Annotated in this window: 14 protein-coding genes; 9 read left to right on the top strand and 5 right to left on the bottom strand. The window is 46.9% G+C overall.

Annotation, left to right across the window (positions count from 1 at the left end; genetic code table 11):
• Window positions 1-28 precede the first annotated feature (28 nt).
• The 4 genes from scpB to P8H32_RS06490 all read right to left on the bottom strand — a co-directional run bounded on the left by scpB (window position 29) and on the right by P8H32_RS06490 (window position 3374).
• Window positions 29-733, bottom strand: coding sequence for an SMC-Scp complex subunit ScpB (scpB, locus tag P8H32_RS06505; protein WP_301088812.1), 705 nt, complete (start codon window positions 731-733; stop codon window positions 29-31).
• The gene (locus P8H32_RS06500) at window positions 730-1557 is read right to left on the bottom strand and encodes a ScpA family protein (protein ID WP_297291941.1); all 828 of its coding nucleotides are present in this window, start codon (window positions 1555-1557) and stop codon (window positions 730-732) included. Before P8H32_RS06500 ends, scpB begins: the two co-directional genes overlap by 4 nt.
• A 194-nt stretch (window positions 1558-1751) precedes the next feature.
• On the bottom strand, window positions 1752-2378 hold the full coding sequence (locus P8H32_RS06495) for an L-threonylcarbamoyladenylate synthase (RefSeq protein WP_297291919.1): 627 nt from the start codon (window positions 2376-2378) through the stop codon (window positions 1752-1754).
• A gap of 168 nt (window positions 2379-2546) precedes the next feature.
• Window positions 2547-3374 carry a PHP domain-containing protein gene (locus P8H32_RS06490; protein WP_301088810.1) on the bottom strand — a complete coding sequence of 276 codons (828 nt, stop codon included), beginning with the start codon at window positions 3372-3374 and terminating at the stop codon, window positions 2547-2549.
• Window positions 3375-3547: 173 nt separating this feature from the next.
• Here P8H32_RS06490 and P8H32_RS06485 point away from each other — a divergent pair, with 173 nt between their 5' ends.
• From P8H32_RS06485 to P8H32_RS06450, 8 genes are all read left to right on the top strand, one after another.
• On the top strand, window positions 3548-4213 hold the full coding sequence (locus tag P8H32_RS06485; RefSeq protein WP_301088831.1) for a VC0807 family protein: 666 nt from the start codon (window positions 3548-3550) through the stop codon (window positions 4211-4213).
• An 84-nt stretch (window positions 4214-4297) separates the two neighbouring features.
• The gene (locus P8H32_RS06480; protein WP_297291917.1) at window positions 4298-4957 is read left to right on the top strand and encodes a TIGR04211 family SH3 domain-containing protein; all 660 of its coding nucleotides are present in this window, start codon (window positions 4298-4300) and stop codon (window positions 4955-4957) included.
• A gap of 143 nt (window positions 4958-5100) precedes the next feature.
• Window positions 5101-5682: a peptidylprolyl isomerase gene (locus P8H32_RS06475; protein ID WP_301088809.1), complete on the top strand. Its 582-nt coding sequence runs from the start codon at window positions 5101-5103 to the stop codon at window positions 5680-5682.
• Between the two features lie 23 nt (window positions 5683-5705).
• Window positions 5706-6482, top strand: a complete 777-nt coding sequence (locus P8H32_RS06470; protein ID WP_297292249.1) for a pyridoxine 5'-phosphate synthase — start codon at window positions 5706-5708, stop codon at window positions 6480-6482.
• Window positions 6483-6500: 18 nt separating this feature from the next.
• On the top strand, window positions 6501-7244 hold the full coding sequence (locus P8H32_RS06465) for a hypothetical protein (protein WP_297292248.1): 744 nt from the start codon (window positions 6501-6503) through the stop codon (window positions 7242-7244).
• A 256-nt stretch (window positions 7245-7500) separates the two neighbouring features.
• Window positions 7501-8343, top strand: a complete 843-nt coding sequence (locus P8H32_RS06460; RefSeq protein WP_297292247.1) for a methylated-DNA--[protein]-cysteine S-methyltransferase — start codon at window positions 7501-7503, stop codon at window positions 8341-8343.
• A 2-nt stretch (window positions 8344-8345) separates the two neighbouring features.
• Window positions 8346-8966 carry an alpha-ketoglutarate-dependent dioxygenase AlkB gene (locus P8H32_RS06455; RefSeq protein WP_301088805.1) on the top strand — a complete coding sequence of 207 codons (621 nt, stop codon included), beginning with the start codon at window positions 8346-8348 and terminating at the stop codon, window positions 8964-8966.
• Between the two features lie 35 nt (window positions 8967-9001).
• Window positions 9002-9778, top strand: a complete 777-nt coding sequence (locus P8H32_RS06450; protein ID WP_301088804.1) for a class I SAM-dependent methyltransferase — start codon at window positions 9002-9004, stop codon at window positions 9776-9778.
• Window positions 9779-9820: 42 nt separating this feature from the next.
• On the opposite strand, the gene P8H32_RS06445 is transcribed toward P8H32_RS06450, so the two are convergent.
• Window positions 9821-10738, bottom strand: coding sequence for a fatty acid desaturase (locus P8H32_RS06445; RefSeq protein ID WP_301088802.1), 918 nt, complete (start codon window positions 10736-10738; stop codon window positions 9821-9823).
• Window positions 10739-10925: 187 nt separating this feature from the next.
• Between P8H32_RS06445 and P8H32_RS06440 the strand changes: the two genes are divergently transcribed.
• Window positions 10926-11957 carry an AraC family transcriptional regulator gene (locus P8H32_RS06440; RefSeq protein ID WP_297292243.1) on the top strand — a complete coding sequence of 344 codons (1032 nt, stop codon included), beginning with the start codon at window positions 10926-10928 and terminating at the stop codon, window positions 11955-11957.
• Window positions 11958-12343 lie beyond the last annotated feature (386 nt).

The raw sequence follows: 12343 nt of genomic DNA, 5'->3' as shown, positions 1-12343 counted from the left end.
CTTTTCAATAAGAGAAATAGAATGGCAATTAAGCGGTGATATCGTCTTCGGTGCTGGCTACGTCAACCTGATCTTCGGCCTCGGCCTCAGTATTGGTATCGGTATCAGTATCGGTGTTATCTTCAACACCCGCAGCTACCTGTTCAGCGTCTGGTGTATCAACACCCTCAAGGGCTAACTCTTCATTCATGGTATCCAGGTCACGAATTTCAGCCAGCGTTGGCAAGTCTTCCAGGTTTTTAAGATTAAAGTAATCCAGGAAACGGCGAGTTGTTGCATACATCGCAGGGCGACCCGGCACATCTTTATGGCCAACAACACGAACCCACTCGCGCTCTAAAAGAGTTTTAATAATATTGGAGCTGACAGCAACACCGCGAATATCTTCAATATCACCGCGGGTAATAGGCTGGCGGTAAGCAATCAAGGCCAAGGTTTCTAACAGGGCGCGAGAATATTTCTGGGGTTTTTCTTCCCATAAACGGCCAACCCAAGGGGCGACAGTTTGTACCACCTGGAAACGAAAGCCACTGTTAACTTCTTTTAATTCAAAACCGCGACCTTCACAGTCGTGCTGAATATCTTCCAGCGCTGCACGAATCACATCATTGGCCGGACGCTCTTCACTATCTTCATCAAATAACTCTGCCAGCTGTGTCACGGTCAAAGGTTTTGCCGAAGCCAATAAAGCACCTTCCAGAATATTTTGTAATTGTTTGCTATCGATACTCATGATGATCTTGCTTTTACGTGAATGGGGCCAAAGGGTTCTGACTGAACAATTTCAACCAGTGATTCTTTAATTAATTCCATCACCGCCAGGAAAGTGACTACAACACCGAGGCGACCTTCTTCAACGGTAAACAGGGAAACAAAAGGCGTAAAGGAATTATCCGATATCATCGTCAATACCTGCGACATACGCTCACGGGTAGACAGTTTTTCTTTGTGTACCTGGTGACTTTCATACATATCGGCGCGGCGCAGTACTTCACCCAGAGCCAATAAGATTTCTTTCATTTCGACCACCGGCTCAGGACGTTCTTTCTTAATATCCGGTGGTGCGGCGCTGGCTTCATAGATCTCGCGACCCAAGCGGGGCATCTCGTCAATATCTTCTGCGGCCTGCTTAAAGCGCTCGTACTCCTGCAAGCGGCGAATCAACTGTGCCCGCGGATCTTCTTCATCTTCTTCGGCGTCCGCTGAGCGGGGCAGTAACATCCGGGACTTAATTTCAGCCAACATGGCTGCCATTAACAGGTATTCCGCCGCCAGCTCAAACTGCATGGAATCCATCAGCCCAACATATTGCATATATTGATGGGTGATATTGGATACATTGATTTCAAGAATATCGATATTCTGGCGCTTGATCAGGTAGAGCAGTAAATCCAACGGGCCCTCAAAGGCATCCAGAAAAACTTCCAACGCATCGGGGGGGATATATAAATCCTGGGGAATCTCGGTAACCGCTTCGCCCTGAACCACGGCAAAGGGCATCTCACCCTGCTGTGAACCACCGCTGCGTAGCTCTTTCAAGCCCGGTGAAGGTTGCACGGCCTCTGCCACGGCATCAACAAGCACAGCCTCTTCAGGGGCAGAAGCCTGGTCTTGCGGGGCCTTGTCTAATACTAGCTCGTCGTCCACGGATTTATTATTATCTCACTGCTTGGGTTGTTGGGCTAAAGGGTAATATTTCAATGGCAGCCATTATATAGGCAATGCTTAAATGATCACAGTGGCCAGATCGATTAATCCACCTCAAAATAGCTAACGTCACCCTGTCCGCGGCGGATAATCTCCGGGGTATCTTCCACCAAATCAATCACCGAAGTGGGCTCCATACCGCAATAGCCGCCGTCAATCACCAGATCTAACTCATGTTCTAAGGTTTGGCGAATCTCATAGGGGTCAGTCATGGGCAAATCATCCCCGGGCAGCATCATGGTGACGCTCATCATCGGCTCATTCAGGCCTGCCAATAGATCGCGGGTAATGTTGTTCTCCGGCACCCTTAGACCAATGGTTTTGCGCTTGGGGTGCATTAGGCGTTTGGGGACTTCACTGGTCGCCTTCAGGATAAAGGTATAGGGGCCTGGCGTATGATTTTTGAGCAGGCGGTAAGCACTGTTATCGACCCGGGCATAGTTACCCAACTCTGATAAATCCCGGCAAATCAGGGTGAAGTTGTGCCTGGTATCCAGCTGGCGAATACGGCGGATGGTCTCCATGGCTTTTTTATCGCCCAAATGGCAGCCCAGGGCATAGCCGGAATCGGTTGGATAGACCACTACCCCGCCTCGACGAATAATATCTACTGCCTGATTAATTAGGCGCGCCTGCGGGTTATCGGGGTGGATCTGGAAAAACTGGCTCATAAGTTACTCACTAAAAACGACTTCCTGTCACTCCCGCTAATGAACGTCATTCCCGCGAAGGCGGGAATCCAGCCTGCATCCTTATACTGTTATTTCCGCAAAAGCGGAAATTGACAGCACTGGATTCCCGCCTTCGCGGGAATGACGATGTTTATTGAATGACGATGTTTATTGAAATAAAGCCCATATCGGCTGGCAATTCCCGGGTAACTCCCCTGCCTGCCCCAACTCATTCCACGGCATACCCGGTCGATGGAAATCACTACCTTTAGACGCCATCAGCTCAAACTGCTCGGCTAATTGGGCCAGATACTGGGTGCGATCTTTAGCCTGCTTACCGCTAACCACCTCAACAGCACCGCCGCCCTGCGCTTTAAAATCGGTTAGCAAGGCCCGCAGTTTAGTCGCTGTCATTTTATAGTGTAAGGGGTGAGCCAATACCGCCACACCGCCACTGGCGGTAATCCACTGGATGACCCTGGCCATCTCTGGCCAGCTGGATTTTACATCCCCTATTTTGCCCGCCCCTAAATACCGCTTAAAAGCCTCTGCCTCGGAGCTAACATGGCCATGCTCCACCAGGAATTTAGCAAAATGCGGGCGCCCAATCTGGCCTTTGCCGGCTAATTGGGCGGCATAGGCATAGCCCCCTTCAAAGCCTAGCCTGGCCAGCTTTTCTCCTATCAGTCTGGCGCGTTCCAACCGAGCTTGTTGCAAAAACTCCAGTCCAGCCTGCAATTCAGGGTTATCAATACCGATATTGATACCCACCACATGAATCAGGCGCCGACTCCATAAACAGGACAGCTCAACACCGGCAATCAAACGCAGTGAGGAATCCTGCCATCGGTCGCACACAGACCGATAACCGTCCACAGTATCGTGGTCGGTGATGGCCATCAAATCTACACCCCGCTCTTTAGCGCGCAACAACAAATCCATTGGGCTTAAAGCACCATCGGATGCGGTTGTATGACTATGAAAATCTACATTCACGGGGGAATACCTGGCAACAAGCGAATAAATCCCCAATCAGGGAAACAGTGGGCAACATAGTAACGCAATTTGTGGCATTATTTGCCTCCTTTATAATTGATAGACCCAAATAGTCAGGAGCCCTTTAGTCAGTGACCACCGAGCAAGCACAAAAATCGCAAAAGAAACCCAGTATGCTAGCCAACCTGGCCTTCAATATTATTATCCCCACCCTGATTATGACCAAGTTAAGCTCAGAGGATTATCTGGGACCGGTTTACAGTATTGTGGTGGCCTTAAGCTTTCCGATTATTTACGGCGCCAAGGACTACCTGGAAAACCATAAGGCCAATTTCTTTTCAGCCCTGGGTATTCTCAGTGTTGTACTAACAGGCGGCATTAGCCTGCTGCAATTGGACCCGCAATATATAGCAATCAAAGAAGCGGCCATTCCTGCCTGCTTTGGATTGGCCACACTCTTTTCGGTGCGCACCAAATACCCGCTGGTAAAAACCTTCCTGTTTAATGACCAGATATTACAAATTGGTAAGGTGAAGGCAGCACTGGAAGCCAATAATACCGAAACGGAGTTTGAGCATAAGCTGGCTAACGCTTCTTATATGGTAGCCGGCTCCTTCTTTCTGTCATCAGTGCTTAACTATATTCTTGCCAAAGTGATTCTGGTGAGTGAACCCGGCACAGTAGAATTTACCGAAGAACTAGGAAAAATGACCGCCCTTAGCTTTCCTGTTATTGCCCTGCCCAGCACGATTGTGCTTATGGCCGCGCTTTATTATTTACTGCATCATATTCAGAAATTGACCCATCTCAAAGCCGAAGAGATTTTTAATGAGACGTAGGGTGGATTATAATCCACCATCAATCACACAAGAAAAACCCATAATCGCAATAACTGTCAGGCAACCAACCATAAGGAAAACCCTGTGAAAAACATCGTGTTAATGTTGCTTTTAATTGCAGCCAGCAGCCAGGCATACAGCCAAACCCTTTATGTTAGTGATCAACTCACTGTGGCTCTGCGCAGCGGCCAAAGTAACGAGTATCGCATCATTAGATATCTGGTCAGTGGCACCACTTTGACCGAAATCAGCAAAAGCAAAGATGGCAGCTACACACAGGTGCGCACTCGAAATGGCACCGAGGGCTGGGTTCAAAGCCAGGAACTAAGCGCAAACCCCTCTGGCCGAGCTATGTATAAAGCCGCCCAAAACAATATCGCAAGTATGGAAAGCAAAAATGCCGCGCTAAAGAAACAGCTAGCGGATATCATGAATAAGCAATCAACCACGCAGAAAAAACTGACCGACTTAACCAGTAGTAATAATCAGGTCAGTAAAGAACTGGAAAATATTAAAGCCATCTCAGCCAGCGCCATTCAACTGAATGAAGACAACCAGCGTTTACTGGAAGAAAACCAGATGTTAAAAAATGAGGTGGAGGTACTGTCTACAGATAATCAGCGCTTAAATGACAACCAGGAAAACGATGCCTTTCTCAATGGCGCCTTTGCGGTATTAATTGGCGTGATGATTACTTTGATTGTGCCAAGGGCATGGCCAAAGAAAAGCACTGATTGGGCTTAATCAATAAAACAACGTCATTCCCGCGAAGGCGGGAATCCAGACTGCATGCTAATGCTGTTATTTCCGCCAGGGCGGAAATCTACAGCACTGGATTCCCGCCTTCGCGGGAATGACGATTAATTTACAATATGAGAAAATTTTTGATGAAAAAAACAATCTGCTTATTATATTTTGTGTTTTTTAGCGCTATCGCAGTTCCAGCTTATTCTGCTGATAACACTCCGGCGGCAAAAAACCCCACTGCTATTATCCACACCAGCAAAGGCCCAATCACGATAAAGCTCTATGCCAAAGAAGCACCCATTACCGTAGCTAACTTTATCGACTATGCAGAGTCCGGTTTTTATAACGACACAATTTTTCACCGGGTTATAAAACGCTTTATGATTCAAGGTGGTGGCTTCACCAAAGATATGCAGAGAAAAAATACCAAAGCCCCTATCGTCAATGAATCAGGCAACGGTTTATATAATGACCGCTGGACACTTTCCATGGCGCGAACCAATGACCCAGACAGTGCTACCTCGCAGTTTTTTATCAATACTAAAATGAATTCCAGTCTGGATAAAAAAGGTAGAACGCCAGGCTATGCGGTATTTGCGATTGTGACCGATGGTCAATATGTGGTTAAAGCGATTGAAAAAACACCCACCATGAGACTGGGTAACTATGCCGATGTACCGGTTGAAGCGGTGTTGATTGAACGCGTAGAAATCATTAAATAAAACCTACCAGCAGCGGAAATATTGTGAACACAGCCAATCAAACTGATCTTAGTGTTAACCTTAACAAAATTGCGCTGATTAGAAATTCTCGCGATACCACTTATCCCAGTGTGCCTAAACATGCACAAATGTGCATTGACGCGGGTGCTGATGGTATTACCGTTCACCCCCGCCCTGACCAACGTCATATCCGCGTTGATGACTGTTATGATCTAGCCAAAATGTTAAGCGTTGAATTTAATATTGAAGGCAACCCTTTTGCTCCGGCAATGAAAAGCGACCGCACTGGCGTTAGTGACTACCCGGGTTTTATTGATTTAGTCAAAGATATCAAGCCCGCCCAATGCACACTGGTGCCAGACAGCAATGAGCAACTCACTTCTGACCACGGCTTTGATTTAACCCAAAGTGGCGATCAACTAGCCCCCATCATTCAAGAGCTACAAAAGCTGGGCATTCGAGTTAGCTTATTTATGGACCCGGATCTGGAACAAATCGAACTGGCAAAACAAGTAGGGGCTGACCGTATTGAACTATACACCGGCCCTTATGCCGACGCCGTCAAAAATAACCAACAGGTTGATGAAGTCTTTCAGCAATTTTATCGCGCCGGGGAAAAAGCACTGGATGTGGGTATCGGCCTGAATGCAGGACATGATTTAAATCTGGATAACCTGACGCTGTTTGCTACCATCCCCCAACTATTAGAAGTTTCTATTGGCCACGCCATGACAGTAGATGCTATTAGTATGGGTTTGGCTGAAGCAGTAAAAGCCTACCAACACTGCCTGGGGAAATAAGATATCCGGATGAATACCATGGAAAGAAAATTTACCGATTGGGGCGGCGTTGTTATCGCGCTGTTACTGGTTATTGCCGTTAACTGGCTTGCTAACTGGTTACCCATTGGCGGGCAAACTACCGGTCAGGTCTCTGCCAAATATAGTTCATTGTTTACACCTGCCGGCTTTACCTTTGCTATATGGGGCGTTATTTATTGGGCGCTATTTATCTACGCCATTGCTCAAGCACTACCCTCTAAACGCAGTAGCCAAACGCTAAGTATAATCGGTAAATACTTTATCCTTAGCTGCCTGTTTAATAGTGCATGGATGTTCGCCTGGCATTTAGAATATATAGCGGTTTCCTTTGTGCTGATAATCGGTCTACTGCTAACACTGATTCAGGTCTATCGCACTATTCAACACTCTGAAGAAACACTAAGCCTGGCTATTACCTTGCCGTTTAGTATTTATGTGGCCTGGGTCAGCGTGGCAATCATTGCTAATTTCAGCGCTTTGCAAACCGCCCTCGATGCCAATGATATCGGTCTCAGTTTTGTTAACTGGACCTTATTGAAGTTGGCTATTGCGGGTACGGCAGGGGCCAGCGTGCTGATTATCAAAAAAGATATTGCCTATATATTAGTGATTGGCTGGGCAGCTTATGGGATCTCAGTCAAACAGGTGGCTACACCAGAGGTTTCTGGCGCAGCATTGACCTTAACGTTGCTTGCGATTGGCTTAGCGGTATTTCAAGCAATACGATCCCGGTTGACCTAAGCTATTGCCAACCCTGCAAGTAAGGGCTTTAACGTAACACCACTCCATTAAAGCTTCTTTGAGCTTCTCTTTATCAACGGCATCGGCCGCTTTTTTCTTAATGACAGAACCCTGCAACTCCAGGCTTATTGAAGAAATAGCAATAATCGGGTCGAAGCCATCTGGTAACCCGCATAAAATCCTGTGACCACTTATCGAGTAAAAAGTATCGATCCAGAAAAGTTAATCTTGTATCCTGACAAGCAGCGGAGGACATATGGTCGAACAAGTATCACTGACATACCAGCGTATTGCAGTAGCAATAGACTATATAAAGACGCATTTTAAAAACCAACCCACGTTAGATGAAATCGCCAGCGTTGCCGGTATCAGCCCATTCCATTTTCAGCGATTATTTACTGAGTGGGCCGGGGTAAGCCCAAAAAAATTTACCCAGTACCTAAGTCTGGAATACGCCAAGCAGCAACTCAGGGAAAAACAGTCATCGGTACTGGACGCAGCCTATAGTACAGGGCTCTCTGGCCCGAGTCGCCTGCATGATTTATTTGTCACTATTGAGGGGATGACACCCGGAGAGTTTAAAAAAGGTGGCGAAAATCTCACCATTAATTATAGTTTTGCCAACAGCCCTTTTGGAGCCATGATGATTGCCTCCACTGCAAAGGGAATCTGTTATATGGTGTTTGAAGAAGATAAACAGCAAGCCCTGGAAGATCTTAAGCAACGTTTCCCAAAAGCTCAATATCACCAGGCTCAAGACCCGTTACAACACAATGCCCTGAATATTTTTCGGCGAGACAAGCAGGAGTTAGAACCTATTAAACTGCATCTTAATGCCACCCCGTTTCAGCTCAAGGTATGGCAGGCACTATTGAAAATCCCTATGGGAACACTGAGTACTTACGGAAGTATCGCAACCCATATCGACCAGCCCAGTGCCTCCAGGGCAGTAGGTACAGCTATAGGCCGCAACCCCATCGCATTTCTAATCCCGTGCCACCGAGTGATACAAAGCAGTGGCCAGACCGGTGGTTATATGTGGGGCAGCACTCGTAAATCAGCAATGATTGGCTGGGAAGCCTGCAAGCGGGATCAATAACCATGGACTTATTCAGGCAATCCATAGAACAACCAGAAAACTTACTGCCCCAGGACGGACAGGCTTACTACCACGGTATTCTGATTCCGGTTGACGATGCCGACCACTACTTCGCGGCACTGATGGACAATATCCAATGGGAACATGACCAGGCCCTGATTTACGGCAAGCGTATTATTACCCGACGCAAAGTTGCCTGGTACGGTGACCAACCCTTTGCATATACCTATTCCAAAACCACCAAACATGCATTAGCCTGGACTAAAGAGTTATTGGCACTCAAAAGTATGATTGAACACCATCTGGATGAAACCTTTAACTCCTGCCTGTTAAATCTCTACCATAATGGCGATGAAGGCATGGCCTGGCACAGCGATGAAGAAAAGGATTTAAAAAAGCATGGAACGATTGCATCGCTAAGCCTGGGCGCCGAAAGAAAGTTTGCGTTCCGGCATAAGCACAGGCAGCACCAACAAAAACAACAAACCCAGTCATTGATACTAGAGCATGGCAGTCTCCTGGTCATGGCGGGTACGACGCAAACATTTTGGCAACACCGGCTACCCCCCACAAAGAAAATCAGCACGCCCAGAATCAACCTGACCTTTCGAAATTCTGTATAAAATATTTGAAATAGATTAGTGCTAATATTAGAGGCATGAATACTGAATACAAAAACACCCCAGACAATCCATTTACTAATGACGGCGCGGGCTACGCCCTCAGTCGCCCAACCTATCCAGGCACCCTGGTACAGGCACTATCAAAACATTGTACCGAGCATAAGGTTGCCGTTGATATTGGTTGCGGGACGGGGCAGCTTTCAAGCTTATTAGCCGAAGCTTTTGAGCATGTTATTGCTCTCGATTCGAGCTTGTCCCAACTGAACCACGCTACACAGTGTCACAATATCACCTACAGGCAAGCTTTTGCTGATGACACAGGACTTGAAGATCAATACGCTGATTTGATAACTGTGGCTCAAGCAGCTCATTGGTTTGACCTTGATCGATTCTATAAAGAAGCCCAGCGCATTGCGAAACCGAACTCAACCCTTGCCATTATTTCTTACGGCGTCCCGCTACTCGAAGACGGCGAAGTCGCCCAGCGTTTCGAACAGTTTTATTGGCAAGATATCCACAGATTTTGGCCAAAAGAGCGCAGGCATGTGGAAGATAACTATCTTTCACTTTCATTCCCGTTTACGGAATTACCCTTCCCAAACCTCAAAATCGAGAGACACTGGTCATTTAAGGACCTCGCAGGCTATATCGCCACCTGGTCAGCCATGAAGAAAGCCAGTAGCGCCGGTGCGGAACAAGCAATGCTTGCTGCTCTTGGTGAGATTGAAGCGATATGGGGAGGCTCTGAAGTTAAACGGCTTATCTCATGGCCGATTAACTGTAAGGTCGCGCAACTTAATCCAAAGGATTGAAGCTTTTTAATGCCACAAAACTTCTGGCTACGCTACATCCTATCAGCGAGTCGTCCCGCTAATTACGCCGTCATCTGCTTTTCCTGGATCCAGTGAAAAATTATCGACAATAGCGGGATTTTGCGACAGGTGATAATGTTTCTTCGCGTTCCAAACTTTGATATAGCGATAAAACGGAACCCTGGGATAGAGATGATGCACCAGATGATAATTCTGATACACGAATAACGGGGTTAACAACCACTCCAAACCAACTCGATTGGAAGTGCTGCGAAAAGGGTCGTCAGCAGCGTGTGTCTGGTGCGGATAGTGGGGCAAGAAATCAAACACCCATATAATAAAGAACTTGGTTATTCGCGTCGGGATAAAGAAAAGCAGCAGATAATATTCCAGCCACCCCGCAAAGGTGAACGCAGAAATAACCAACGCCCCGAAAAGAGTCGCCAAATAAAATTCTACTCGTTCGCTTTTTGGTCTTTGCTGAAACACCTCAGGCTTTAAATAATACTTGAAATAGACCACATCAAATATCATCCATTTAAACGGAAGCAGCCAAGCCGGGCCAATACCAAAGTATGCATCAGGATCTTTTGTCGGGTCGTTGGTAAACCGGTGATGCTGCATATGCACGCATCGAAACACCGGCAGCAATGGCGCTGGCTCAAGCAGCAAAATGCCGGTTCTACCGAGCCAGTCGTTTAATTGGAGATTGCTACTTACTGCGCGATGGGCTGCTTCATGAACCACGGCAAAAGACAGATAAGAAGCCGTGGCATTAAACAACATTGCCCAAAACAAGGGCAATATACCTTCTATGTAGGCGAATGTTGCGACACCAAATAGCCCATAGGCTGCTACCAGCAGCAGGATAGTAGGCCAGGCAATTTTTGGGCGCTGGGTCAGCGCTTTAAAACGTTCAGGATCATCAGCTTGATCACAGTTGATAGGCTTCGCACTCATAAGGTTGGTCCATTCACAATAGCGTTAGTCACATAGCTATTATTTGACTAATTGCCTTCGTCAAACAGAACAGAGAGTGACAACAGGGGGACAAATAGTGACAAACTGTCTCACCTGGGTTTACACTGAGGCCGGGGATTTTAGCTCGAGACTACACCATTAGGCTCAATATCCGGGTTGGCTAAACATGGCAAATAATAAACATCCTTCCTCCAGTTATGCTCGTATTCTATTTCGGCATTTACGGTTGAATGAAAAAAACAGCGCAGCCTATTTTGCAGGCACGAATGTGTCTTATAAAACATTAATGGCCTTAGATGGCACAATTCCCCTCAATGAAATGGCCCAAATCTATCGAAATGCACAAGCTATCTCCAGGCTTGAAGATTTGGGCTTATCCGTCGGAGCCCAGTTACATATATCAACCCACGGCCCGCTAGGTGTGGCAGCTTTTAGTGCCCCCGACCTTCGGGCGGCGTTAATGTTGTTTGCCAAGTACAGCCAGACCCGAGCAGAATTTTTTAACGTTTCCATCCATGAGCACCCAGAGGGGTTAAGGGTGAGCTTTTCTGAAACCTTTGACCTGAATGATTTGCGCGTTTTTATTCTGGAAACAGCATTAATTGGTCTCTTTTCTTCTATTACTTCTTTCGTCGGTACTGGTCAGTTCAAAGGGCACGTTAAATTTTCTTATTCAAAACCAAACTATTGGCAGAAGTACCACAACTACTTCGGTAACGATATATCATTCAATCAAACGACAACAGAAATTATCGTTTCAAACTCTATTTTGTCCACACCATCTCCTGTTGCCGACCCAGATATGCACCAAGAGGCAGTGGCAATCTGTGAAAAGCAATTACAGGACATCAAAGGCCGCGAAGCTACAGTGCCGGTGTTATCAACTCAAGAGACAGTAACAAAGTTGATACTTGAAAACCCTGGCAGGATTTGGACCTTAAGGGAAGTAGCAGCAAAGCTGCATACGAGCCCCCGCACGCTTACACGAAAGTTAAATTCGGAGGGAGCGAAATTCCAGAACCTGCGTGACGAATTAAGTAAAGAACAAGTCGCCAACTACCTGAGCGATAGCAGCTTGTCTGTTGAAAGCGTCGGGCATTTGATGGGATTTAGTGACGTTTCCAGCTTTAGGCGTAGCTTCAAACGCTGGTTTGGAGAAACGCCATCTGAATATATCGCCAGAGTCAGGGGCGTTTAAGAATTGAGGCATGGGCCTCCATTTATGGTATTCGACAATTTCAACACATAGGTGGCGCAGGTGGCGTGAGCTTAAAAAAGGGCCGGCAAACACTGCCGACCCTTCATTATGACCAGGAAAACTGGCCAACAGAGAGATTACTCTGCTGAATCTTGAGGCACTGGCTCACCCAGTGTTACGGTAACCGTACCCACGTTATACAGGTCTCCCCCAAGTGGGCTAGGACTTGCAGCATCAATGTTATAGGTGATGGTGTCGCCTGTAATTTCACCGCCTTGCCAAGTGTTACTTGTCAGACCTGTAATAGGTAGTACTTGACCAACTGCAACAGCTCCATCACAGGTCAGAGGTGCGACGCTAGTATTAGTACAGGCTGTACGAGTCTG

The organism is Oceanicoccus sp. (assembly GCF_029238675.1).
Taxonomy (GTDB): Bacteria; Pseudomonadota; Gammaproteobacteria; order Pseudomonadales; family Dasaniaceae; genus Oceanicoccus.
This window is presented reverse-complemented; position numbering and strand designations above follow the sequence as displayed.

Excerpts from the sequence above, each read along its gene's own strand:
- scpB (WP_301088812.1), bottom strand. The coding sequence starts at position 733 with ATGAGTATCGATAGCAAACAATTACAAAATATTCTGGAAGGTGCTTTA.
- P8H32_RS06495 (WP_297291919.1), bottom strand. The coding sequence starts at position 2,378 with ATGAGCCAGTTTTTCCAGATCCACCCCGATAACCCGCAGGCGCGCCTA.
- P8H32_RS06485 (WP_301088831.1), top strand. The coding sequence starts at position 3,548 with ATGCTAGCCAACCTGGCCTTCAATATTATTATCCCCACCCTGATTATG.
- P8H32_RS06475 (WP_301088809.1), top strand. The coding sequence starts at position 5,101 with ATGAAAAAAACAATCTGCTTATTATATTTTGTGTTTTTTAGCGCTATC.
- P8H32_RS06465 (WP_297292248.1), top strand. The coding sequence starts at position 6,501 with ATGGAAAGAAAATTTACCGATTGGGGCGGCGTTGTTATCGCGCTGTTA.
- P8H32_RS06460 (WP_297292247.1), top strand. The coding sequence starts at position 7,501 with ATGGTCGAACAAGTATCACTGACATACCAGCGTATTGCAGTAGCAATA.
- P8H32_RS06455 (WP_301088805.1), top strand. The coding sequence starts at position 8,346 with ATGGACTTATTCAGGCAATCCATAGAACAACCAGAAAACTTACTGCCC.
- P8H32_RS06450 (WP_301088804.1), top strand. The coding sequence starts at position 9,002 with ATGAATACTGAATACAAAAACACCCCAGACAATCCATTTACTAATGAC.
- P8H32_RS06445 (WP_301088802.1), bottom strand. The coding sequence starts at position 10,738 with ATGAGTGCGAAGCCTATCAACTGTGATCAAGCTGATGATCCTGAACGT.
- P8H32_RS06440 (WP_297292243.1), top strand. The coding sequence starts at position 10,926 with ATGGCAAATAATAAACATCCTTCCTCCAGTTATGCTCGTATTCTATTT.